This window comes from Enterococcus salsurae (genome assembly GCF_054784955.1).
In genome coordinates, this window is record NZ_BAAHWY010000002.1 from 392,361 (window position 1) to 418,037 (window position 25,677).

At 38.3% G+C, this 25,677-nt stretch carries 22 protein-coding genes; 8 read left to right on the forward strand and 14 right to left on the reverse strand.

Annotated elements, in window-relative coordinates:
• Positions 1 to 220 precede the first annotated feature (220 nt).
• From ACYVRS_RS06190 to ACYVRS_RS06200, 3 genes are read right to left on the reverse strand one after another with little or no spacing between them, the layout of a single operon-like run.
• A complete protein-coding gene (locus ACYVRS_RS06190) occupies positions 221 to 961 on the reverse strand; it encodes a LytR/AlgR family response regulator transcription factor (RefSeq protein ID WP_461197705.1) in 741 nt (246 codons plus the stop codon).
• 4 nt (positions 962 to 965) lie between these two features.
• Positions 966 to 2,297: a sensor histidine kinase gene (locus ACYVRS_RS06195; RefSeq protein WP_461197706.1), complete on the reverse strand. Its 1,332-nt coding sequence runs from the start codon at positions 2,295 to 2,297 to the stop codon at positions 966 to 968.
• A 40-nt stretch (positions 2,298 to 2,337) separates the two neighbouring features.
• On the reverse strand, positions 2,338 to 2,685 hold the full coding sequence (locus ACYVRS_RS06200; protein WP_461202929.1) for a LytTR family transcriptional regulator DNA-binding domain-containing protein: 348 nt from the start codon (positions 2,683 to 2,685) through the stop codon (positions 2,338 to 2,340).
• 1,102 nt (positions 2,686 to 3,787) lie between these two features.
• Here ACYVRS_RS06200 and ACYVRS_RS06205 point away from each other — a divergent pair.
• A complete protein-coding gene (locus ACYVRS_RS06205; protein ID WP_461197708.1) occupies positions 3,788 to 3,898 on the forward strand; it encodes a bacteriocin in 111 nt (36 codons plus the stop codon).
• Between the two features lie 777 nt (positions 3,899 to 4,675).
• Here ACYVRS_RS06205 and ACYVRS_RS06210 read toward each other — a convergent pair.
• The 4 genes from ACYVRS_RS06210 to ganS are packed head-to-tail and all read right to left on the reverse strand — an operon-like array spanning position 4,676 to position 10,171.
• Positions 4,676 to 6,718: a beta-galactosidase gene (locus tag ACYVRS_RS06210; protein ID WP_461202931.1), complete on the reverse strand. Its 2,043-nt coding sequence runs from the start codon at positions 6,716 to 6,718 to the stop codon at positions 4,676 to 4,678.
• 9 nt (positions 6,719 to 6,727) lie between these two features.
• A complete protein-coding gene (gene ganQ / locus ACYVRS_RS06215; protein ID WP_312498773.1) occupies positions 6,728 to 7,582 on the reverse strand; it encodes a galactooligosaccharide ABC transporter permease GanQ in 855 nt (284 codons plus the stop codon).
• A 1-nt stretch (position 7,583) separates the two neighbouring features.
• Positions 7,584 to 8,855 carry a carbohydrate ABC transporter permease gene (locus tag ACYVRS_RS06220; RefSeq protein ID WP_461202933.1) on the reverse strand — a complete coding sequence of 424 codons (1,272 nt, stop codon included), beginning with the start codon at positions 8,853 to 8,855 and terminating at the stop codon, positions 7,584 to 7,586.
• A gap of 47 nt (positions 8,856 to 8,902) precedes the next feature.
• Entirely contained in the window at positions 8,903 to 10,171 is a 1,269-nt protein-coding gene (ganS, locus tag ACYVRS_RS06225) for a galactooligosaccharide ABC transporter substrate-binding protein GanS (protein WP_461202935.1), read from the reverse strand.
• Between the two features lie 269 nt (positions 10,172 to 10,440).
• On the opposite strand from ganS, the gene ACYVRS_RS06230 reads away from it, so the two are divergent.
• The gene (locus ACYVRS_RS06230) at positions 10,441 to 11,451 is read left to right on the forward strand and encodes a LacI family DNA-binding transcriptional regulator (RefSeq protein ID WP_312498768.1); all 1,011 of its coding nucleotides are present in this window, start codon (positions 10,441 to 10,443) and stop codon (positions 11,449 to 11,451) included.
• 91 nt (positions 11,452 to 11,542) lie between these two features.
• On the opposite strand, the gene ACYVRS_RS06235 is transcribed toward ACYVRS_RS06230, so the two are convergent.
• The 3 genes from ACYVRS_RS06235 to ACYVRS_RS06245 form a co-directional block, all read right to left on the reverse strand.
• Entirely contained in the window at positions 11,543 to 12,469 is a 927-nt protein-coding gene (locus ACYVRS_RS06235; protein WP_313538593.1) for a DUF7916 family protein, read from the reverse strand.
• A gap of 21 nt (positions 12,470 to 12,490) precedes the next feature.
• Complete coding sequence (locus tag ACYVRS_RS06240; RefSeq protein WP_010731436.1) at positions 12,491 to 13,765, reverse strand: PTS sugar transporter subunit IIC; 1,275 nt, start codon at positions 13,763 to 13,765, stop codon at positions 12,491 to 12,493.
• Between the two features lie 622 nt (positions 13,766 to 14,387).
• On the reverse strand, positions 14,388 to 15,284 hold the full coding sequence (locus ACYVRS_RS06245) for a LysR family transcriptional regulator (RefSeq protein WP_312498763.1): 897 nt from the start codon (positions 15,282 to 15,284) through the stop codon (positions 14,388 to 14,390).
• Positions 15,285 to 15,450: 166 nt separating this feature from the next.
• Between ACYVRS_RS06245 and ACYVRS_RS06250 the strand changes: the two genes are divergently transcribed.
• On the forward strand, positions 15,451 to 17,073 hold the full coding sequence (locus ACYVRS_RS06250) for a malolactic enzyme (protein WP_313538596.1): 1,623 nt from the start codon (positions 15,451 to 15,453) through the stop codon (positions 17,071 to 17,073).
• 13 nt (positions 17,074 to 17,086) lie between these two features.
• Positions 17,087 to 18,367, forward strand: coding sequence for a 2-hydroxycarboxylate transporter family protein (locus ACYVRS_RS06255; protein ID WP_313538598.1), 1,281 nt, complete (start codon positions 17,087 to 17,089; stop codon positions 18,365 to 18,367).
• An 87-nt stretch (positions 18,368 to 18,454) separates the two neighbouring features.
• Here ACYVRS_RS06255 and ACYVRS_RS06260 read toward each other — a convergent pair whose 3' ends face one another.
• Entirely contained in the window at positions 18,455 to 19,273 is an 819-nt protein-coding gene (locus tag ACYVRS_RS06260; protein WP_461202938.1) for a MurR/RpiR family transcriptional regulator, read from the reverse strand.
• Between the two features lie 163 nt (positions 19,274 to 19,436).
• Here ACYVRS_RS06260 and ACYVRS_RS06265 point away from each other — a divergent pair, with 163 nt between their 5' ends.
• The 3 genes from ACYVRS_RS06265 to ACYVRS_RS06275 are packed head-to-tail and all read left to right on the forward strand — an operon-like array spanning position 19,437 to position 22,138.
• A complete protein-coding gene (locus tag ACYVRS_RS06265; RefSeq protein ID WP_313538601.1) occupies positions 19,437 to 20,126 on the forward strand; it encodes an N-acetylmannosamine-6-phosphate 2-epimerase in 690 nt (229 codons plus the stop codon).
• Between the two features lie 20 nt (positions 20,127 to 20,146).
• On the forward strand, positions 20,147 to 21,649 hold the full coding sequence (locus tag ACYVRS_RS06270; RefSeq protein ID WP_461202940.1) for a PTS transporter subunit EIIC: 1,503 nt from the start codon (positions 20,147 to 20,149) through the stop codon (positions 21,647 to 21,649).
• Positions 21,650 to 21,661: 12 nt separating this feature from the next.
• Positions 21,662 to 22,138 (forward strand): PTS sugar transporter subunit IIA, encoded by a 477-nt coding sequence (locus ACYVRS_RS06275; RefSeq protein WP_461202942.1) that lies wholly within the window; start codon positions 21,662 to 21,664, stop codon positions 22,136 to 22,138.
• A 173-nt stretch (positions 22,139 to 22,311) separates the two neighbouring features.
• Here the strand turns inward: ACYVRS_RS06275 and ACYVRS_RS06280 are convergent, their stop codons facing one another.
• The 3 genes from ACYVRS_RS06280 to mazE form a co-directional block, all read right to left on the reverse strand.
• Entirely contained in the window at positions 22,312 to 22,503 is a 192-nt protein-coding gene (locus ACYVRS_RS06280; protein WP_461197719.1) for a Rossmann-fold NAD(P)-binding domain-containing protein, read from the reverse strand.
• Between the two features lie 302 nt (positions 22,504 to 22,805).
• Positions 22,806 to 22,940: a type II toxin-antitoxin system PemK/MazF family toxin gene (locus ACYVRS_RS06285; protein WP_312498752.1), complete on the reverse strand. Its 135-nt coding sequence runs from the start codon at positions 22,938 to 22,940 to the stop codon at positions 22,806 to 22,808.
• Between the two features lie 102 nt (positions 22,941 to 23,042).
• On the reverse strand, positions 23,043 to 23,279 hold the full coding sequence (gene mazE, locus ACYVRS_RS06290) for a type II toxin-antitoxin system PemI/MazE family antitoxin (RefSeq protein ID WP_312540580.1): 237 nt from the start codon (positions 23,277 to 23,279) through the stop codon (positions 23,043 to 23,045).
• A gap of 771 nt (positions 23,280 to 24,050) precedes the next feature.
• Between mazE and ACYVRS_RS06295 the strand changes: the two genes are divergently transcribed.
• Positions 24,051 to 25,556 carry an AcpB/EbpR/MafR family transcriptional regulator gene (locus tag ACYVRS_RS06295; RefSeq protein WP_461202944.1) on the forward strand — a complete coding sequence of 502 codons (1,506 nt, stop codon included), beginning with the start codon at positions 24,051 to 24,053 and terminating at the stop codon, positions 25,554 to 25,556.
• The last annotated feature ends 121 nt before the right edge of the window (positions 25,557 to 25,677 follow it).

Sequence of the window (25,677 nt, forward strand, 5' to 3'; positions counted from 1 at the left end):
ATTTTATTCTATTGGACTAATAACTTCGGATCTTTTATCTTTCAGTAGTCTTTTTTTCAATCTTATTAGTCTACCTTATGTATTAATTATCTATTGCTGCATTGACGCATATATTGATACGCACACTAACTATTGATAAAACATAGCCAAATAGATATCTTTTTTTGATAAAAGACATCTATTTGGCTACTAAATTATAAACTCAAATGCAACTCACTTACTATGGACTTACACTATTCAAAGCATGTATAATTTTTTTAACCTTCCGCCTAGATACATAGCATTTAGTCTCATCAGGGAAAATAGCAAAATTATCTACTTTATTAATTTCAACTATGTTCTCTAGATTAACAATGTAAGATCGATGGCATCTAAATAGACGCACATCTTTTTTTTCTATATCTTTAAGAAATCCATAAAACTCGATTTGTTTGTTTTTTAGCACAAGTGTAATTTTGTGAGTGTTATCACTTGTTTCAAAGAAATAAATCTCAGAAAATGGGACTTGAAAGCTTGCTTGAGTCGTCTCTATTTTAAATGCATCCGCTGCAACACTCCTTTTCATTCGATTAAAGAAATATTCCAAATTGCTCTCAATTTGTTTCTGCAACGCTGTGCTCGACTGCTCTTTCTCGATAAAATCTAATGCAGAAACCTGATACTCAAATGTTTGTTTTAATAATTCAGAATGAGTCGTCACAAAAACAATACTTGAATACGAATCACTTTCTCGGATTTTTTTAGCTAATTTCAAGCCAGCTTTTTTATCTTCAGATATCTGTATGTCCAAGAATAACATATGATCATTTACGCTCTCAGCAAGAGCGTCTAACAATCTTTCAGGTTTTGAAAAAGTTATGACTTGTTTGCAATTCCAATTATTCTTCTGTATTAAAAATTCTATAATTCTTTTCAATCTTTGCTGTTGAGGTATATTGTCTTCAAGTATAAATACACTCATTAAATTACTCCCCCATAACATCATTTTCTTGCTTTATTATCAACGTCTGTTTGAAAAAAAAATCTCTTGTTTCAGTTTCTAATCTAACATTATAATGCTGTTCAAGTATTTTTCTAATATTGGCTAATCCTAATCCTCGGTGACTTCCTTTGGTTGAATATCCAAGCTGTAGGCTTCGTAAATTAACGGATTCATCCAAAGTTGAGTTTTTCACAATAAAATATTGCTCTTTTTTTTCTGACATTTCGAAAAAGATTACTGAGATATTTGGTTTTTCCGACTCCAATGCAGCTTCAATCGCATTATCCATAAGAACAGAAATTACTCTTATAAAATCAAATAAACTAAAATAAATCACCTTTATTTCCGATTCTATTTCCACGTTGACATGAATATCATTTTCAAACGCAGAAATTATTTTATTAGATAGTAAGCTCTTTATTTCTGTTATTTTAATATCAGATAACTTACCTAACTCGTATTTAGAGTGGTTGATTAGTCGGAATGAACCTGAGGCTATTGTTTTATATGCATGTCTGATACTTTCTATTTCATTATTTTCAATACTATCTTGTAAGCTAATTAAGATGTTAGCATAATCATGTCTAAAAGATTGTAATTCCCTATATAGCATTTCTATTTCTATTGCGTAATCATTTAACTCTTTAAGTTGTCTATCTTTTGAATCAGACAATTGTTGCTCTAGAAATACTCTAGATACTGTATTCAAATATTCAAGTAATAGAATTATCACTACAAAAAGCACAATATCAATCACCAGAAACAATGGCTTTTCTTTAAATAAGTATCCTAAAAAATGTAGACAACCTCCGGTTAATAAAAAATATGTTAGATATAAAAAAGAACGCTTTTGTTGAAGAACCAAATTATTTCTCAAAATTTCAAGCATGGACTGTACATTCTTAAATATCAAAGTTTCAGCTAGTATTACCAACATGGGGATTAATAAGCTATCTATCCAAGTTATGCCACCAAGAAAGAGAGTACCTTCTTTCCAGAACATTTTTATTAGCTGATAGAAAACTGTAGATAACACATTTAAGGAAAGAACAGTGTATATAGCATACAATATATACAACTGTATAGTTTGCTTATTCTTTGATAAAACATGACCAAGCACCAAAAAAAATACAATTCGGAAAACAAACGAAATTTCTCCAAATAAAACTGTCACTAAAAAAGAATACAAAATATAAAAAACATAGAGAAAAAAACTTATTTTAATTTGGCTTATTAGGTAAAATACGCGAATATTCACATACGACAACGTAAGTATCCCAATCACTGCGTGCACCATTTCGCTATGCTCATTCAAAGTAACTTCTCCTTATTTTTATAACTATATTACCTCCATTTTAAACGATAGTATTCTCCAAATCTAGCCAAGAAACTATTAAATATTTTAAACGTCTTCTAGAAATTGTATGCTGGGAACCGTTACTAAGTGTCAACTCTCTCTTTGCAGCATCAATTTTTTTTATTTGATTTATATTAATCAGAGTTTTTCGATGACACCTTACTAATGAGTTAGAACACTGAATTTCAATTTTATTCAAGCTTCCAATTCCTCGGATCTTTTCTAAATTCAATTTAGTTACAATAACATAATGCTCTTTTTCACTGCAAATCTCTATACTAGCAATTTCGGAAATAGTAACTCTCTTAAATTCATTTCGATTCTTTACAATAAGATAATCCCTCATTACATTTCATCCTCTCACAATTTTACTTTTCCTTGAACACCTTTTTTTTACGCTAAAATTATGAATAAATGTATCAAAAAAACTTCCCTTTTCTCCATAACCTAATAATCAACAGGAGCAAATTTACGGTCTGTATCTTACTTGATAAAAGTAGTTAGAATATGTTTGTCCATGGATAAACATATTCTGAATATTTAGTCTTCGCACAGAGTAGGCTTAGAAAAATACATAAGTAGCAAAAAAACATTGTAAATTCTGTTAATAAACAAGATGTTCCTATCTATCAAGTTCATGAAAATCGATAGAAGTTCAAAAGTTACAGTTAAAGAGCACTAAACAGATGTCGACTTTGTAATGCAACTTGATTCCCTAAATCATTTAAAAATGAGTAAAAAAAGAATTATTTGAGTGCTCCCTCTTCTGCTCTGTACATAAATTGAATTATAACAACATCTACTTAGATTATTTTGAATATTCATAAACTGTTGTTATTATATTTTTTTCCTGAAGTTAATATCTATTCTATATGATTTAATTACTACTGTAAGAGAAAATACTTGAACGGTTCATTGCTGACCATAAATGGTCTAGCTACCAATTACATAGTTTAAGCAACCAATTACTACTTTGAACTGCTTACAAATTGAATTTTGATATACACTTTCCATAAGAAAGGGGGGAGACCTAAGCGTTAGTTAAGCTTAGTTTATTTTAATGAATGTTCTAATTATAAGCAATTACTCATTTGAGAGAGCACTTCTGCAAATCATTATACGTTTTTTTTTTCTTATTCAAAGATACCCTGTGAACGTGCTAGCAAAAAAATCATACACATTATTTCCACCAACTTTAAAGAATGTATACTTAATTAGGTCTGATATGTCTGATACAAACTTAAACATGATTGTTAATGTACGGATGATCGATTCAAAAGGGAATATTATAATATTGACAAGTGAAAAAAACAGCTACCAATGTATCTTTAAATTTAAAATAGCTGCGTTGGACTTTATTAGTGAAAAAAATTATTTGTTAACTTTAGTTAAAATTATCAAAAACTTGAACTATATAAAATTAAATTGATTTAAGGAGGAAGTAATGGATGAAAGAATCTATTAAAATAAACATACTATCTGAAGAAGAACTAGAGAATATTACTGGTGGAAAAAATAAAATTATTTATGTTTTTACACAGCTTATGGGAAAAAAATAATTTTGAATTATAAACATAAGATTTTGCAAATTAAATTGCATACTTTTCATCAACATTTGTCTCATAAATAGGAAGACTTTTGTACTCAATCATACGTTGTAAAAGATTAATTTTTATGGTTTCAAAGTACTGGATATTACCTATTTACAATAGGCGAGAAAAGGATGTCAAAAAAAGAACTTGTGATATAAGTATAAAGACGACATCAATTTCCTGATATTTGGAATTTGATGTCGTCTTTTAGATTACAAAACTTCTATTACTAGGATAATGGTGAAATACTCGTGAGATTTAGCGAACAATTGATACGTATTTTACTACTTCGTTCGATTATCAAAATCAAATGTTTTAGCAGTTGAAGAATATTAATATATCGGAATCTCCATCCATATTGTGTTGATTCTTTAAGCCCACTCGTCTACAAGATCGGACAAATCAGCTTCGATAGTTTCTTGGCCACGAACCTCCTCACCTGTATAAAAGTATCATTCTTCAACATTCGAAGTTCAGCTTCAAGATAAGCTAACATCTTTATTATTAGTTAAAATATATACTGTATCTCCACTATTTTTGGACATTTCATTGCTTTTATTGGGTGATTTTTTAATTCACTCACCGAAGTCAATGGGTTATGTATGACATGCATCATAGGAACACAGCCTCTGGATAGATTTCACATCAAAACGATCTGCTTTACTATTCAAGGAAAGAATCGTAGGACAGTCAATAAACAAAAGGACCTGAAATGCACACATTTCAGATCCTTTGAGATTATATTTATTCAGCATTCGTTCGAATCACTTTGACTTCATAGGGTACGAGCTGAATGTGTTGGACGGTCGATTCATTTTTCAATAAATCTACACCTTCTGATGCAACCATGATTTCGTGACTTTCTTCTGAAAAATTCATCACAAAATAATGATTCTCGCCTCTTTGTTGCACAGAAATACTAGGATCGCTCTTTTCTACCCATGGATTAGCCAGATCCAACGAATCGATTATGCTGCCATAAAACGCTCCTAAGAAATCTCCCGTGGTGCGAGCACCAATATAATAGGCTTCACCTGTACCAAAAGCATGTTTTGTGACACTTGGACTTTGCGCATAAAAATCATCTTGATATGTGGCTAGCACTTCTGCAGCTTGATTTTCAACGATACTGCAATAATCATGCACATCATAATTTTTTCCAGCAAATGAAAGTTTGTTCTTTTGCTTCGGATATAACGTATCTGTTTCTTTGACAGCGATCCCGAATAAGTCTTTGAGTTCTTGTGGCCACCCATTTAAATAGGCCAAGTCCGTTTCATTCACATAGCCCGTCAAATATGTAGAAACTAACGTTCCGCCCTTCTTTGTGTATGCGTTTAATTTTTCCATTGTTTGCTTCGTCATTAAATAAAGCATCGGGGCAATCACAAGTTGATACTTGCTCAAGTCCTGATCTGGCGTGATCACATCTACAGTTATATCATGATCCCAAAAATAACGATAATGCTCTTGCAGGGTTTCTGGATATCGCTTGCTCTTTAAGCCGAAACCTTGGGCATCGTTTAACGCCCAGTTGTTATCCCAGTCATATATGATCGCTACTTTAGCATCGATATTTTTCCCTTTGATCTCCTTTATTTTCTCCAACGATGCGCCGACTTTTGCAACGTCTTGGAAGACACGATTGTGTTCATCATTGTCATGATCAACCACTGCACCGTGGAATTTTTCAGAAGAACCACGAGACTTTCGCCATTGAAAATACAAGTTGCTATCAGAGCCATGTGCTAAAAATTGCATCGAAGACAACAAGTGCATCCCAGGTCTTTTGGTTTTATTGACATCGTGCCAGTTGACACCACTTGGCGTTGATTCCATAATCAAAAACGGCTGCTGCTTCAAACTACGATAGAGATCATTGATAAAGCCAACTTTGCTTGCTAAATCAGCAGTCGTTTCCCAATCGTTATGCCACGCTGGATAACAGTCCCAACTGATGATGTCGACATGTTTGGCAAATTTCCCATAATCCAAACTTTGAAAAGGGATCAAATCATACGTATCCGCCATGAAATTGGTTGTTATCGGTACATTGGGTGATAAAGATCGAATATCTTTGATTTCATGTTCATAGAAATCAATCGTCTGATCTGTCACAAATCTGCGCCAATCTAAATTCAATCCATGCACTTGCATCTCTCCAATAGGTGAAGGAGATTCAATTTGCGCCCAATCAGTCACGGTATGACTCCAGAAAGGTCCCCACCATGCTTGATTCACAGCCTCTAAAGTTTGATACTTATTTTTCACCCACAGTCGGAAGTTTTCCTGGCACAAGTCGCAATGACATTCACCTGAATACTCATTTGAGATATGCCACATCAATAGCGCTGGATGATCATGGTAACGTTCTGCTAGCTTCCGATTGATGATGGCAACCTTCTCCCGATAAATTGGTGAAGAAAAACAATGATTATGTCTACCACCGTGCAGCATCTTTTCTCGGTGCCCATTCGTTCTTAATACTTCAGGATACTTTTGGGATAGCCAAGCAGGTCGTGCACCGCTCGGGGTTGCCAAAATGACATTTCCGCCTTTTTGTGCAATATTATCCATTACACGATCCAGCCAGTCAAAATGAAAGACCCCTTCTTCCGGTTCTAGGGTGCTCCAAGCAAAAATACCTAATGAAAATGTGTTCGTATTCGCTTTATCCATTAGCTCTAAATCTTTTTGCAATATCTCAGGATAGTCCAACCATTGATCCGGATTGTAATCTCCTCCATGCAAAAAGCGCTTTTCTAAATCATATCTTTTTTGTTCCATGTCGCCATCCTATCCTTTCGTTCCCCCAGCAGTTAAGCCAGAAACGAAATGTTTTTGTAATGCAATAAACACGAGTGCAATGGGAATACTGATCAAAATCGCTCCTGCCGCAAAGGTCGTGTAACTAGCACCCATCTTATCCGTCACGAGCTTATATAGTCCAATCGGCAAAGTATAGTATGATGGGTCCCGAAGCAGCACTGAAGAAAGTGCAAAGTCCCCCAATGGGCCAGTAAATCCGTTCATTGCCACAACAGCCAACATTGGCCGCGACAAGGGAATCAGTATTTGCAAGAAAATACGCGTATTGCTCGCACCATCGATTTTGGCGCTCTCATCTAAATCAATTGGAATTGAATCAAAATATCCTTTTAGCAAATAAGTATTCATCGGGATTTGTCCGCCAACGTATATTAAGATCAATAACCAATGACTGTTGATCAATCCAAGCATCTGAGCTAAAACAAAAATTGCGATCAACGCTGAAAATTGCGGAATCATCTGCAAAAGCAAAAAGAGCATCAAGCCGTTTTTCCGCCCAGAAAAACGAAACCTAGAGAACGAGTAAGCCGTCATCGACACAAAAACCAAGGAAAACAGCATGGTGAAGACACTGATTTTCAAAGAATTCAGATACCACTGTCCATAATAAAGTTCATTTTCTCCAGAAAACAATTTGATGTAATGCCCAAAGGTAGGATTTTCCGGAATCATGCGGGTACTCACTAAGCTGTTCCCCGGATTGAAGCTCGCTCCGATCGTCCACAAGAGTGGATAAATGATGATGACTACGACTAAAATCAGCAGTAGATACGACAACGTCAATCGTACTATACGTTGTTTTTTCAAACTCGATTGCTTCATATTAATCCACCTCCTTGAATGAATTGGTGCGTCTAAATTGCCAAAGTGCAATTGCAATCACAAAAATCGACAACAAGATCGTTAGTGCAGCAGCCAGTGCATATTGGCTGTTTTGCATGGTCAGTTTATAGATCCACGAAACCAATATATCCGTTCCGCCAGCTGTAGAACCTGGAACCGCGGGTCCACCAGAATTGAACAAATAGATGATATTAAAGTTATTAAAATTAAACGTATATTGAGTAATTAAAATTGGCGCCATTGCATACAACAACAGTGGTAGTGTGATTCTGCGGAATTTTTGAATGGCTGATGCTCCATCAATCGTCGCAGCTTCATACAAATCATCTGGAATTGATTGCAAAGTTCCTGTTGTAACAATAAAAATATACGGAAAGCCTAACCAGCCTTGGATCATTAATAACGCCAGTCGTGTCCAATTCACACTTGTCAGCCATGGGATAGCTGAAATATTGAAAAAACTTAAAAGCGACTGATTGATTGCACCGAAACTATCATTAAACATACCAGCAAAAACCAAAATCGTTACAAAGCCAGGAACGGCCCACGGTAAAATCAATATTGTTCGGAAGAATTTTTTGAATCGCAATTCTTTTTGATGAACGACAACGGCTAAGAAAATACCAATCGCCACTTGAAGCGTTGAAGCCACTAAGGTCCAAATCACCGTCCAGCCCAACACATTAAAGAATGTTGCGCGCCAAATATCAACGGTGAAAATCTTCTTGAACGTATCAAAACCTACCCAATCAGCTAAGTTGGCTGGCGCGGAATGATATAGATCATAGTTGGTAAAAGCCAACGCAATACTAAACAGAATTGGGAAAATGACCGAAAAAAGCAACAAGAAAAACGCTGGACTACTCATAAGATATGGATATCCTTCAGTAAGTAAAGCTTGATAACTCTCTCTAATCGAATTGACCTTTAATCCGTTGTCTCTTGATTCGCCGTTCTTATACGCATCCCGCAAATTCAAATAATAAAAGAAAAGACCACATGCAATCACGATTAATGCGACTAAACCTTCTGCCAGCAGAAAAATCGAATTATCTCTTGGCACCTCGACGCCCAATGTCATCATGCCCCAAAGTCCCATATTGAATAAATCTTTGAAGACAACCCCATACATCACAAAAAAGAACAGAAATAACGCGCCTTTTATTTTCTGATGATTATAGAATTGTCCTAGACCTGGAATTACAGAGAAAAGCATGGCCTTCTTTCCATAAGAACTTTTGTGTTGGTCCATTTTTTATGCCCCCTAAAAAAAGGCGACGGATTCCGCCGCCATATCTTTTAATTTTGTGTTGCCTCTATTGCCGATTTGATCTGATCAACGGCTTGCGGCAAGGCTGTTTTCGGCTCATCTTTTCCTGTCGCAATCGTTTGTAAGGCAGCATCAATCGGTTCCCAAACAGAGTTCATCGCAGTAATTCCCGGTGTCAATTCAGCATATTGAGATTGTGTAGCAATCGCTGTTGCGCTCTCGCTTTCCTTGACTGTTGGATCTTCAGCCAATGCTTCAACCGCTGGTACTTCCAATGTTTTTTCATAACGAACTTTAGTATTCTCTTCATTGCTGATAAATTTGACAAATTCTTCTGCTAATTCTGCATTTTTAGAGTAGCTGCTCACATTATAGCTTTTCACACCAATGAAAGAACCCATGTGCGCACCATTCCCCAACAAAGGTAATTCCTTGACCCCGTAATCGATCCCAGCTTCTTCATAAGGCGCCAAATTCCATGGGCCAGAAATGACTGCTGCGGCTTTTCCTTCTGTAAACAATGAGTCTAACACGTTGATTCCTTGTTCGCCCACGATTCCTGAAGGAAATACACCGGAATCATAGAATTGTTGAATGTATTCGGCACCTTCGATGGCGCCATCATTGGCTAACCCAATATCCTCTGCATTGAATCCACCATCATCATTGGCGCCAAAAACATACTCACCGTACCCGCTCAATACACCTTGGGCATAGTAAATTTGATCCCATAATGCCAATAACCCAAATTGATCATCTCCAGCCACAGATGTCGAATATTCACGCCATTCATCCGTCGTCGTTGGGAGATCTTCTTCGGAAATCAATGCTTTATTATAGTAAAGGATCTGGGTTTCAACGGCTTTCGGCAACCCGTACACCTTGCCATCAACAATTTGTGATTGCATCGCAGAGTCGGTATATATATCTTGTGTTGCTTGGTCCACGTCCAATTCTTTCAGTAGCCCTTCCGTGACAGCAGTACCAATTTGGTCACCAGGAATGGTGATCACATCCGCGCCAGTTCCCGCTGGACCATCTAATCGTAAATCTTCGATCTGCCCTCCATAAGCTTTCTCTACAACTTTAATTGTTACATCATGTTCTGCTTCAAATTGCTTCACAGCATCTTCGATACCAGCTGATTTATCCTGGTCTTCCCAAACCAATAAGTCATAATCGTTGTTGTTGGCCACCTTTGCACCAGAAGTATCTGTACTATCTCCTTGCGGTCCACATGCCCCTAGTCCCAATGCTGCTGCACTTAATAATAAAATTCCCAAACTTTTTCTTACCATATCCATCCACCTTTGCTTTATTTTATGTAACCGTTATCTTCATTTCTAATAATAAATTATTTTACTTTAATTGTAAATAGTTTTACTATATAAATTTTATATATTTAGTAAATTTATTTAATTATTCGCTGAATAAATCGCAAACATTGCAGGAATCCCACTTAGACAAAAAGAAATTTTCAATTGAATGTAATCCAAGTAAAGCTATTTAGTAAATTTCTTTACTTCCTGCGTGAAATCCTCTATACTAAGTCTCGAGGTGAAAAACCATGGTAACCATCAAAAAAATTTCGGAACACTCAGGCTATTCGCAAGCCACTGTTTCTCGGTTGTTGAACGGCGATGACTCTCTCTCTATCACACCGGAAACACGAAAGAAGATTATCCATACTGCGCTTGCTTTGGGGTACGATCGCTCAAAAATAAAAACCACTCTTGAAAAAATCGCTGTTGTGTTCTGGCTTACAGAACAAGAGGAACTACAAGATGTTTATTTTCGCCAATTAAGAATCTCTTTAGAAAAATATGCCAAAATCAACAATCTAGAAATTCAATTGATTACCCATGAAGATCAGGTCTTAGAAATACTCAAACAAGTTTCAGGATTTATCGGGATCGGCTCTTTTGACAGAGAAGAGTTGCGTCGATTTAAATCTGTTTGTTCAGCTGGCGTTATTCTCGAAATCAATCCCGAGCCAGAATTGTTTGATACGGTCAAACCTGATACTGACAGAATCACAAAAAAAGCCTTAGATCTTTTTCTAGAAAAAGGCTATACCGATATTGGCTTTATTGGCGGTGCATTTTTAAACCCCAATACACATCAAGAAGAACAAGATAGTCGCGAAATTATTTTTCGTCAAAAACTGAGCACAAAAGATCTACTGAACGACAATTATATTTTCTCAGCTGGAAAGTTCACGGTTGGCCAAGGATACCAGTTGACTATCGATATGATCAATACACTAAAGGAAGAGTTGCCAGAAGCCATCTTCGTCGCCTCTGATACAATTGCCGTAGGTGTATTGCAAGCCCTGAACGAACATTCGATCACTGTACCAGATCGACTAGAATTGATAAGCGTCAATGACAATGACATCGCTAAATTTGTTTCTCCCCCTTTAACCACTTTCCGCATCGATGTGGAAGAAATCGCTAAGACATCAATTGATATGCTGGTAGATCAAATCGTCCATCCGCGAAGTATCACCAAAACAGTTTTGTTGGGGCTAGAACTAGTCGTACGCAAAAGTTTTGTGCCTGAAAAAAAAGCAGATTAATTTTTTCAATATAAATAGCATGGCTCTAGAAAAAAACCAGACAGTAGAAATTGTCTACCGTCCAGTTAACGTTCTAGCCATGCTTATTTTATTATCTGTTGATCGACCGCGCGAACCTTGCTGCTGTGTGTCGCTTTCCACGAATGGTATTCGACAATACTTCGATGTTTTCAATTCCATAGATGCCCATATTTGCATCACCGATATGCTGGATATCGACGCCTAAGATCTTATTTCGCAAAGCAATTTCTCGTATAGTTTCAGGATCAGCACTTTCTTGGCTTGTCCCAATTGCGCTCATCACCAACACACCATGTTGATGCGCATACCCAATGGCATCCGCTAAAACAACTTCCGAAATCCCTGGAACTGTCCCGATGGCAGGAACCAAAAGGATATCTGCGCCTGCAGAAACGATTTTCTCGACTGTTTGTTGATCCACCACAGGCTCATTGACCCCAGCTCCATGCATCTTCCCTGCAATAATCAAGCCATCAAAATGTGTTTTGGCCGCTGCAATACTGCCGATGATTGCTTCATTTGAAACCCCCACCCCAGGATTTCCAGTCAAACAAATAAAGTCAAAGCCCAGTTGATTTGCTCGCTCAAAACTTTCTTTCGTTGCCTGTCTGCCTTCTGCGATTTCAGTTCTGTCCTCAGCCATCTGCGCATTCGGATCAACAGGTTCCAAATTCAATCCTATCGGCAAACCGACTAATTTCTTTAAATCACGAATCAAATGCTCTTTGCCTGTACTGTTGATTTCTGAAGCGGCATTTTCATTGTACATCCCTAAAACAACTGGATTAGCGGTATCAAATCCATTTAATAAAATCATATCAGCACCATACGCCCGCGCAAATTCGCTATAGGTAATGTTGTGTTCTAACGGCGGATGCAATACGACATTCTCTGATAAAATGATGCGTCCTTCGCTCGCTTTGATACTTTGTTTTAATTCGTCTTTGGTCATTTTCTCAACTTCACTTGCTGTTGCACTCAATAATCGTTTTACCATAATGAGCCTACTTTCTATAAGTTAATTGATTTCTTTATCTAGCTGCGCTTTATCCATGATCAGGAAGAAAGGCAAGTAACATAATACATCAACAGCGATCAAAATAATCTGCCAAATCACACCTGAAATGTGTCCCGTTGCCAAAAAACCGCTGATCAAGGGTGGTGTTGTCCAAGGAACTGCTACACCGATTGTTTTATGCAATAATCCCGCGCTCATGGCAAAGTAAGCAATCACTACATTGACAACTGGTGTAAAAAGAAAAGGGATCAAAAGGGTCATATTCAACATAACCGGCAAACCAAACATGACCGGCTCACTGATATTAAAGAGATTTGGCACAGCAGCGATGGGTTTTAATGCTTTAGATTGCGCACTCTTTCCGAAGAAAATCAATGCAATCACTAAACCTAAGACTGCGCCGCCACCACCAATATAAGCAAACATATCAAAGAATTGAGAAGTTAAAATATGCGGCAACTCTTGTCCACTCTGGAAGGCAACGCGATTGGCATCCGTATTGGCCAAAAAAATAGGACCAGTAACCGAGCCAACGATATTCCCGCCATGAATTCCCATAAACCAGAATAAGCTATTCAAGAATACCGTAAGAATCGCCCCAGCTAGTGTGCCGCCAATGAAACTTAAAGGCCCAGCCAAACTTGTTGCTAATAATAAATGGGCATTTTCAAATGAGGATAAATCAATCATAAATGCGACTATAAATGCAAGTAATAATATCACTGTGCCAGGAATCAATGCAGCAAAACTACGGCTAACTGCCGGAGGAACACTTTCAGGCATTTTGATGACAATGTTACGCCGGACAAAATATTGAAAGATCCAAGCAGAAATCAGTCCCACAACAATCGCAATAAAAATACCTTGACTGCCCATAAATTTAACTGGAATACCTTCCCCAGCATCAGCAATCACATTCGGAGTCAAAATCAACCAAGCAGAAATTGAAATGACGCCAGCACTCGCACCATCAACATTATATTGTTTGGCCATACCGGAAGCAATCCCAAAAGCAGCAATCAACCCCATAATCCCAAATGAAGAGTTGACCACATGGTTAAACATCGCTAAGAGGCGCCCATCATACAATCCTGCCAGCCAATCGGTCCAACCAGCAATTGGAAAACTACTTATAATCAGAAAAATACTGCCAATAATAATCAAAGGCATCGCAAGCGCAATACCATCACGAATCGCAATCAAACCCTTAACATTACCAATTTTTACTGCAATCGGCATCAGACTTTTTTCCATCCAAGCTTCAATTTTTTTCATCTCTATCCCTCCATTTTCCAAACCATGCGATAGCCTACCAATTCAAGAACTATATCCTCCTTTCATAAAATTTACCTGAACACAAACCAAATGTTGAACCTTGCAAATATCAAGATTCAATGACACACGTTGTGCATAAGAACAAGTCTATAGAAACCATTGCCTTTAATCAATTAAAAAAAATAATCAAAAGGCTAAATTCCAAACATTGTTCATTTTTACACATGAAAAATGAGCGAAATCCTAAATATCATTTTGTATGAACCATATCTTACGTACTTTTTTTACAATTATTTAGGGCATTTCATTATTTTCGTCTAATCATATTTTTTATTTCACAAAAACGCTTTCATTTGTAAATTGCCTATTCTTCCAATCATGTTGACCTATTAAATTAAACCTCACACTCTCCATGAAAATTTCATAAAGAAAACATCCGTGTCTAGCAATTACAGGAAATTTATTGTCTGCACAACAGCCAGACCTACTATTGGCAGGTTTGGCTTTTTCTGCGCTCATTCACTCAGAATGTGTGGGTTAGATAGCCGTTTACTGCGCGTCATCGACTTTTCCCTTCATTGGGTACTGCAAGCAGCATGACCTCACTCACCAAGACAGCCCACTATTCCTCTTCTGTCCAAGACAATCCATCTAAGATTCCCATCAATTTCTGAACATCTTGATTCAGCACTGCACTCTTCAAATACGCATATTGGATATAAAATATTTCTTTGTCCTCAGGAACCAAAGGAATCTTGACCAACCCATCCATCTCTTGAAACGCGGGAAAATCAGTCATCAGGGTGATGCCAACATTGGACCTTACCAGCTGACCAATCGTCTGAACATCCGAAAAATAAAATTGGACTTCAGGTTTCGTTGACGACTTCTCTGCCAGATTCTGAAAAGCTAGCCCATGTGTATAGCCTTTTTCCAGAAGAATAAACGGATATGCGGCTGCTTGTTCGAAGGAAATTTCTTTTTGCGCCGCTAATGGATTATCTTTTGACGCAAAAATAAAAAATTCCTGTTGATGCAGTAACTTCACATGGAGATTTGGATGAACCAGCGGATTGACGCTGCCCAGCAAGCTAAAATCGATTTTCCCAGATAATAATTTCGAAAACAACTCATTTGATCCTCCAGAAACCAAATGAAAATTTGAAATAAAACGAATGATTTCTTTATCATCTAACAGTTTCGAAAAAACTTTAGAACGAATGATGGGTGGAAAACCGATATGGGTACGGTTGTTTTTGGCATGTTCAATGGCGCGATCCAGCGTCACAAATTCATCCAAAATATAGCGCACATGAGCCTTCAAAATTTCCCCTTCATTGGTCAATGCGATGGATCGATGAGAAGCCTCCCGCGCAATCAAATCACAGCCATAGTGTTCTTCCAAGCGTTTGACAGCATAGCTGACCGTTGGTTGACTCACGGAAAATTTATGTGCTACTTGCGTAAAAGACAGCAGTTCAGCTAAGGCACTAAAGTATTCTAAATCACGTATATTCATTTTCTGATTTCTCCTTTGATCGATTGCGCTCATTCTAACATAAAAGTTGTTTTGTTATAAATAATTTTTATTATACCACCGTAAGTTGACTATAATTCTGCGGAAGGATTAAAGTAGCAAATGGAAATGAGCGCATGACCAAAAATAGACAACACGGAGGAACATAATGAACGCACATGATATTTTAAATAACCCATTTTTAAACAAAGGAACAGCTTTTACGTTAGCAGAACGTAAAGAACTAGGTTTGATCGGTTTGCTGCCACCCCATGTTCAAACCATCGAAGAACAAGCAGAACAAGCGTATTTGCAATATGTGACCAAAGATTCTGATTTAGAAAAACGTCACTTCCTGATGGAAATCTTCAATACCAATCGGACATTGTTCTATTATTTGTTCAACCAACATATTGTTGAATTCAATCCAATCGTTTACGATCCAACAATTGCGGATACGATCGAAAATTACAGCCGCTTGTTCGTTGATCCTCAATATGCTGCATACTTAGATATCAACCATCCAGAACATATCGAAGAAACACTAAAAAATGCTGCCGGCGACCGTGACATCCGCTTGATCGTTGCTACAGATGCGGAAGGCATTCTAGGTATTGGCGACTGGGGTGTGCAAGGTGTTGATATTTCTGTCGGTAAATTAATGATCTATACAGCTGCTGCTGGTATCGACCCTGCTTCTGTTTTACCTATCGTGATCGATGCAGGAACCAATAGAAAAGAATTGTTAGACGATCATTTGTATCTTGGCAACCGTCAAGAACGTGTCTATGGTGATACCTACTATCAATTTATCGATCAATTTGTACAAACTGCAGAATCAATGTTCCCTAAACTTTACTTGCACTGGGAAGACTTTGGCCGTTCGAACGCTGCCACGATTTTGGACAAATACAAACAAACGATCCCAACATTCAACGATGACATCCAAGGTACAGGTATCGTCGTTCTCGGCGGTATCTTCGGTGCACTAGATATCACTGGCGAAAAATTGACCGATCAAGTCTACTTATGCTATGGCGGCGGTTCAGCAGGTGCCGGTATCGCTAGCCGTGTCCATGCCGAAATGGTCAGCGAAGGACTTTCAGCAGAAGAAGCCTATACCCACTTCTTTATGGTTGACAAACAAGGTCTTTTATTCGATGATATGTCCGATCTAACACCAGCTCAAAAACCATTTGCCAAAAAACGCGCAGACTTCGCAAATGCCGGTGATATGACACAATTGGTCAATGTGATCAACGTCGCAAAACCAACGATTTTAGTCGGCACATCCACCCATGCTGGTGCCTTTACCAAAGAAGTTGTGGAAGCAATGTGCGAAAACACAGCACGTCCAGTGATTTTCCCAATCTCTAACCCAACCAAAAAATTGGAAGCAACTGCTGAACAAGTCATTGAATGGTCTGACGGTAAAGCATTTGTTGCCACTGGTGTCCCTTCAGGAACGATTCAATACAAAGGGGTTGACTACCAAATCGGTCAAGCAAACAACGCGTTGATCTACCCAGGATTAGGTTTAGGTATGTTGGCATCAGAAGCATCATTATTAACTGATGAAATGATTGGTGCCGCTGCGCATTCATTAAGTGGTTTGGTTGATTTGAACCAACCAGGTGCACCTGTATTGCCCCCATTCGAATACGTCGCTGATGTATCGATCAAAGTAGCTGAAGCAGTAGCAAATAAAGCCAAAGAACAAGGCTTGGCCCAATCAGAAGAAACAGACATGGCCAAAGCCGTTCAAAATTTGAAATGGTATCCAACATACTAGGAAGGTCTGAACAATGAAAAAATTAAAAACGATGACGATTTCGGGAATTAGTCTTCCCTTGTATCTATTCTTCATGGTGGTCATATTTGGTGCCATCGCTTTAGACAAGCTGCCATTAAATATGGTTGGTATCACCATATTGCTCGTTGCTTTGGGTCATCTACTGTATTTCATCGGTGAAAAACTACCGATCATGAATTCGTATCTTGGCGGGGGATCAGTTTTCACCTTGTTAGGTGCTACGCTTTTAGCCTCCTTCAATATCGTACCCGATAAAGTCATTGACGCTGTCAGTGACTTCATGGGCAACGGTTTTGGTTTCCTTGATTTCTACATTGCCGCTTTGATCTGCGGCTCGATCTTGGGCATGAACCGCAATTTGCTGGTCAAAGCCTCAACTAAATTTATACCAGTTGCTTTGATCACAATGGTGGTTGGCTTTTTCGCGGTCGGCTTAGTGGGGATGCTCTTGGGCAATGGATTTGCTGATTCTGTGATGTATGTCTCCTTACCCATGATGTCTGGCGGTATGGGCGCAGGAATCACACCACTTTCACAAATTTATGCCGATGGCTTAGCAAACGGCAATCAAGCTGCGCTATTCTCGCAATTGGCTCCGGCTGTTACCTTCGGGAATATTCTTGCCATTATTGGTGCCTTATTTATCTCAAAAGTCTTTGCCAAAACCAAATATAACGGTCATGGTACATTGATCAATGCCACCAAAGAAGAATTAGAAAAACCAAAAATCACCCTCGATGCCCAACAAATTGGGGTTGGGATGCTGTTTTCATTCTCACTATTGGTCGTTGGCGCGATTTTAAGCAACTTTTTTCCTAAAATCCATGAATATGCCTTTATGATCGTGATTGTCTTTATTTTGAAAGCATTGAACATTGTCCCTAAAAAACTGGAAGAATCCGTGGTCATGTTCAACAATGTGATCATGACCAATTTGACCCATGCTGTATTGGCTGGGATTGGTTTGGCCTTGATTGATTTGTCCACACTGGCTTCTGCCTTTACTTGGCAATTTGTCGTACTTTGTCTGACAAGTGTCGTATCCATGGGTGCTGCTAGCTGGTTCTTCGGCTGGTTATTGGGGATGTATCCTGTTGAAACATCGATTGGTGCAGGAATGATCAACAACTCCATGGGTGGAACCGGCAATATCGCTGTGTTATCCGCTTCCGAAAGAATGGAAATGATCGCATTCGCCCAAATGGCCAACCGTTTATGCGGCGCAATCGTGCTGATTCTAGGCGGGATCTTGATTCGTTTCTTTTATGCTTGATCAGTGAAGACCGATCGAGATATGAACAAAGAGGTGCTGCTATCCAATAAGGATAGCAGCACCTCTTTTGTTACTTGATCCATCACATCAATCAATGCTTTTATCAAGGATCGAGCGCAACACTTTTTCTCTTAGTTCAATGGCATTGATGTTGTTCTTTTTCTCGTAACCTTGCACGAGCAGATCACAAATATACAGTTGTGAGACCTTCCCCGCCAGTGAACCACCATTCAGAAACTCATCAATGGCTGTCTGTAAAACCAAATCTGCCGAACGGCCAATTGGCGAATGGATATAGTTGGTGACGGCAATCACCTTCGCACCATTGCTCTTGGCAATAGTGATAGAGTCAAAAGTATCTTTCGTTTTACCAGATAAAGAAAAAGCAATGACTAGGTCTTTTTCTGTTAACAATGATGCCACTTGTGCCTGAAAATGGGGGTCCGTGATTGCTTTGCCTTGAATCCCTACCCGAAGAAACATACTTTCCAGATCTTGACATGTGTTGCCACTCGCCCCAACCCCGAAGATATAGACGTGGGCAGCTTGACCGATAGATGCAATTGCCGCATCTAAAGTGTCTTCTTTCAACAATCCCACTGTCGCCCGCAGTACTTCTGTAAGATTGCTTGCGATCTCATTGTAATACTTTCCCGTTAATGGCTGCGCCTGTTTTTGCGAAAAGTCCTCTTTCGCAATTTCAATTTTTAAATCAGCAAAGCCAGAAAAACCAATTTTTTGGCAAAAACGGATAATTGTTGCATCTCCCACTTTCGTATGCGCTTTGATATCACTCATAGTATTGTAAATAATTTGTTTACCGGCACTTAAAATATAGTCGGCCACTTTTTTTTCTGATTTCGTCAATAACGGATAGTGCTCTCTAATCAGATAAACAATATGCATATAAAACTCCTTCATCCCCATTTATTCTCACTCCATTATACTCCATTAATAAAAAATAATCTCCAAAATTATCCATTTTTAGGTTTACAAGGATGAAAGCGCGTGCTATATTTATTTCGGATATATTATCCAAAATAAATTATATATTGGAGTTTTAAGGAGTATGGACAAACATGATTTTTTAGCAACTGTTTCAAAGGGCCTAATTGTTTCTTGCCAAGCACTACCCGGTGAACCATTTTATACGGAAAAAGAAAGTCTGATGCCTTATTTTGCATTAGCAGCGCAACAGGCTGGTGCCGTTGGCATCCGTGCAAATTCGGTCAGAGATATTTTGGCGATTAAAGCGCAAGTTTCATTGCCGATGATTGGTATTATCAAACGTGATTACCTTCCTGAGAAGCCTTTTATCACAGCAACGATGCGAGAAGTCGATGAACTGGTGTCGACTGGTGTCGAAGTCATTGCGCTTGACTGCACAATGCGCAAGCGTCATGACGGTTTATCGATCAACGACTTTATCGCAGCAATCAAGGACAAATATCCTGCACAATTATTCATGGCCGACATTTCCACATTTGAAGAGGGATTAAATGCCCATCAAGCTGGGATAGACTTTGTTGGCACAACCTTGAGTGGCTATACCGAAGAAAGTCCACAGCAAAATGGACCCGATATCCGGTTGATTCAACAACTGGTACAAGCAGGGATTGACGTGATTGCTGAAGGAAAGATCCATTCCCCTCAGGAAGCAAAGCAAATCAAAGATCTTGGTGTTTCAGGCATTGTTGTTGGTGGGGCTATCACTAGACCACAAGAAATCGCAAAACGCTTTATCGATCAACTGACATAGCGAAATAGGAGGAGAAAAAAATGTTTAAGAAATTTTCACAGTTAGGGCGCGCGTTTATGCTGCCGATTGCTATTTTACCCGTTGCAGGTTTGTTGTTAGGATTGGGCGGTGCGTTAACAAATGAGAGCGCTGTTCAAGCGTATCCGTTTTTATCTCAACCATGGCTGCATACGATTTTGACGATTATGAGCGTTGCAGGCAATGCTGTGTTTGCCAACTTAGCGCTGATTTTTGCGATTGGGATTGCAGTAGGTTTGGCCAATGGGGATAAAGGAACAGCTGGTCTGGCTGGTGGAGTTGCTTATTTGGTCTATACAGCAACGATCAGTGGTTTTTTGACACTTTTTCCTGCGGAAGGTGCCACCTTGGACACCGGCGTCGTAGGGTCGATTGCCATTGGCGGAACTGTCGCTTTCTTGCACAACCGCTACCGAAAAATTGAATTGCCGCAGTTTTTAGGCTTCTTTGGCGGCTCTCGTTTCATTCCTATCATTTCAAGTCTAGCTGCCATTGTGATTGGTGCTTTCTTTTACCTGATTTGGCCACCAATTCAAAATGGCTTGGTGATTGCTGGGGAACAAATTGCGCAAATGGGCAGTTTGGGGACTTTTTTATACGGCTTCTTACTCCGTCTAACAGGTGCAGTTGGCTTGCACCATACGATTTATCCATTATTTTGGTATACCTCTTTAGGCGGAACCGAAATGGTCGCTGGCCAAACTGTATCTGGGGCGCAAAATATTTTCTTTGCACAACTGGCTGATCCAAATCATACAGGTTTGTTCACCTATGGTACGCGCTTTTTTGCTGGCAGATTTGCTACTATGATGTTCGGTTTGCCTGCAGCATGCTACGCGATGTATCGAGCAATTCCCAAAGAGAATCGCAAGAAAAATGGTGGACTGTATTTCAGTGGTGCCTTGACTTCTTTCCTTACTGGTATCACAGAACCTATCGAGTATATGTTTTTATTCGTTGCACCATGGTTGTATGTTATTCACGCATTTTTGGACGGGCTATCCTTTTATTTCGCAGATCTATTGAATATTCGTGTGGGAAATTCCTTTTCTGGCGGACTGATCGACTTTCTATTGTTCGGCGTGTTGCAAGGAAATGATCAAACCAATTGGTTGAAACTCATTCCTTTTGGTCTAGTATGGGCAATTGTCTACTTCTTTGTCTTTACCTTCTTCATCAATAAATTTAAGGTTGCCATACCGGGAATGCTTGAGGATGACACTGTAGGCGCTATACATGTACCAAGCCATCATTCGACGTTGCACGAAGAAGCACTGATCATCATTGATTCCCTAGGTCAAGAACCGAACATTCAATCTGTTGAAGCCTGTGCGACTCGCTTACGGGTAGCGGTAAAGGATGGTCAAGTCGTCAATAAAGATGCCATCAAACAATTGGGTGCAACAGCAGTCTTTGAAGTAAACGGTGGGATTCAAGCAGTATTCGGCGGCAAAGCAGATCTGCTCAGCCAAGAAATCAATCAAATTCTAGGTCATGATAATTAGGAGGTTTTTGCAGTGTCATTGTTCAAAAAGAAAAAAACAGAGAAACTCTATGCCCCTTGTACAGGAAAAGTGACAGCAATTTCCGATGTCAATGATCCCGTCTTTTCACAAAAAATGCTAGGTGACGGCTTTGCCGTCATTCCAGATGATTACCTGATCTATGCACCCCTTGCTGGAAAAATCACAACGATATTTCCAACCAAACATGCCATCAATATCAAAAGCAAGACCGGCATCGATTATTTGATTCACATTGGACTAGACACCGTTGAACTAAAAGGCGAACCATTCACGATCCTCGTTGAGGAAAATCAACATGTCACAACAATAGAACCATTGGTAAAAGTAGACTTTGATAAGATCGTAGCTTGTGAGAAAGATCCAACCGTCATCGTGGCTTTCATTGAACAAGCCCAAATCAGCGAGATAACAGTACAAGACAAAACTGTGGATCATGGAGAAGTTTGCGGAGAAATCAAACGCACTTAACCAACCATTATCAACGCCAAGTGACCGTATGCCTGACATGGGGCGGTATACGGTCACTTGGCGTTTTTCACTGTTCATGCACAATCAAAATCCATTGATTCCAGTGTCGTTGGTTTGGCGCATTTTCTATCTATTTCAATAGTCACCGCTTACCACTAACACCCCAGATAGATTTACGCCATCCCACCATTGACAAACACCACTTGACCATTGATCCACTTCGCTTCGATCACATGATAAACGGCTTCCGCAATATCCTTTGGTTCGCCTAAACGCTCCATCGGGTTAGCCAAACTCAACTGATGAACCAATGCCTCTGATTTCCCCTCTAAGAAAAACGGTGGCGCGGTTATCACTGCTTTCACCTATTTCCATAATCCATACTTCGCGGAACGTTGGGATAAGGAAAGTTATCAAGAAGATTTTGAGGCATTATGGGCATTGTTTGCCGGATGAGACGTTTAGCACCCTTCATTTGACGCAGTTTCTTTCACTTTCCCCAGAAACAAAGAACCAGCAAGACCAAAACGGTCTGCTGGTTCTTTGTTTCTATAGGGTTTCTCTATAAACCAAAATTGAAATTTAGTAGCACATGCTGTGCAATGTTTATCATTTCTTTTTTCGACACTTTGCCTAACACCTCAACGTTGCGTCCGCCATGGGGGCTTTAATCTATTGTATATAACTGTTTTGTATTAACTTTGTTGCCAACTTTCAATTTTTCATGTTGGATATCTACAAAGTATGGACGGTCTTTACCTGAACTAGTCATTGGACAGACGATAATTAGACGTGAACTCAAAGCGTATTCATCACGGCTAATGACAATTGCAAGTCTTCTTTTTTTATTTCGCTTCCTCTTGAAGGATCAAAGTTAATATAAATGAGTGTTCCTTGTTCTAGGCTATTCACCATCTAACAAAGTATCACTAATGCTAAAGTTTCTTGCCATATCATCTTCCTCATCCACATATTCTCCTGGTTGAGCACTTACAAAATAATCAACTATTTTGGGAATTAAAGAAATCGTGCCATCATCAGCTTTACTGATATAGTATGGTTTGCCTTCTGGAACCTCAAATTTACTCGCCAGTGTAACCATCACAGCGTTTCCTTGTTTACTTGTTCGAACAGTATCCATAACGATTTCACTCCTTTTTTTCTTATTATAATAAGTATAAAACGTAACTACTGTAATGACAAAGAACGAAAAAACGATATAGCTATATATTACAAATCATAAACCAGTTCTTTTGTCACACCACTATCTGTTTCAACAGTGACGATAACCTTCAAGTTATTCGTATACCAGCCAAAACGACTAGACAAGCATACATCAAATTGTTTGCCAGAGGCAATTTTAAATTCAACGTATCACATTCTATAATCGGTTGAGGATTGTGATTCTTTAAAGTGTTGATAAAATAAAAATTTCACGTAGAATAAGCTGATTCCATGGTTTGCTGGAATCTGATGAATCCAAAACAAAAAGTAAACGATACATCAGTTTTTTCACTGCATGATATCCATAATCGACGTATCTTTACCAACGATACTAATCATTTTTATAGTGAATTGCCCTCAATCCCCCTACTGCTTTTTCTCACCTGCTCATGCTTCAAATAGGAGAAATAATAGTATACATTTCAACCCCATATCTTCAAATCAGTTTTTTCAGAGTTACATGAAATTCACACTTATTTATTTTTAAAAAAATTTGTTATTATATTAGAAATTGAAGTAATTTGACGCATTACATGTAATTTCCAACAAATATTGTTACTCAACATGTAAAACTACGGGATTATTTAAAATCAATGTGTCAATTTTCTCAAAAGTAGGTTTAATACATAATGAAGGGTTTAAAGTTTGTTCATATTTATAATAGTTGACATAGGAGGTATCTGATCGATTGAAAAATTTCCAGTTAAATTTTGTATCTGATAAAGTGAAATTGCGCCTCATTCAAATATTAAATGAGCTAGAACACCATGAAATCTGTTCTACCCAAAGATTAACAACGGTTACAAAAAACACAGCGCGAACAATCATTACAGATATCAATTATCTCAGAGACTATTTGGGCAAAGCCGCAAACATTATTTCATCTAAACAAGGGTATACAATAAACATATATCATGCCGAAGAATACATTGATAAAAAAAGCAGCATTTTAGAAGATGAACCTTTGTTTGTTATTCTTGAACGCATGTTTTTTAATGAATTGTTGTCAATCTATGAATGGGCAGATTATTTTCATGTGTCTGAAAGTACGATGATCAAATATCTGAAAAGCATCACGAAAGAAGTCCAAGCATTCAATATTACGCTAGATCTAAATCCCGTGAATTTAATCGGTTCAGAAGCTGACATCCGCTACTTTTATTTTGCCTTTTACTATGAGTCAGACATTACCCCCCACACCGTTTTTCCATCCATCGCTGTCCAAGAATCTGTTCTTCAAATCAGCAATCAATTTGCAGCAACGGAAGAAACAGCATCATCCTTCGGTTTCTTTAGCTATTTGCTCTATTTATCCATTGAAAGGATTCTTTGTGGTTTGGAGGTGACCATCCATCCAGAATTAAAAGCATTGGTCCAGCAAGATCCGGAATATGTCAACAATTTACCCGCAGTCAAAACCATTGAAGAAACTTTTCAGCTTGTTGTACCAGAAGACGAAATCGTTTTTATGTATATCTCGATTCTTTGCCGCAGGACTGTCGATTGTCCTCAACAAGAAGAATCCTTTTGCTTACGATATAATAAATGGGGGGAAATAAAAAGACTTGCCCAAGAATTTCGCGCAAACATGACCGACCACTCACTGAATAAAAAGCAGGATCTCATTCTATTGGAGTCATTCTTTACATCAATCAAGTTGCGTTGTTTACTGTCTGAAAACAGCATCAAAAACATACAAGACACAAATGACTATGCCAAAGCCATTTTTCCCTATGCCTATCAAAAAAACAGAATATTTTTACAAAAGAGCCAACAATTTAGTACCTTATTTCATCACACATTATTAGATGACATTTGCACAAGTTTGACACTTTACTCAGAAACGATCAAAGAACAGTATTGGCATACGACATTGAATATTGCTTTCGCGATTGAAGGCAATGAATATATCAATCAATATATCGCCTCTTGGGTCAAAAAATATTTTGGAAAATTGCAGAATATTCATTTTCTTGGACCTAGCGAGCTATGTGAATCCTATATTAAGGATCAGCAAATCGACCTCTTAGTGACGAACTACCATGAATATCTTTCGTTGCCTTTTTTAAATTTAGAGTATTTTCTAATTAAAACAGTTCCTGATTCTACGGATTGGGCAAGGCTCCTACAACGAATAAATCCAAATCTCTTGCACAATTTCCCCCGTATGGATTCCTCCCTGCTAATGACTTAAACCGTATAAAAAAAGCATTTATCACTTAAAAAAATACGTTATCAGACTTTTTTCTATCTGATAGCGTATTCTTATTTTTGCCCCCTCACTCGAATAAAAAATAAAGGATCTCACAAAACAT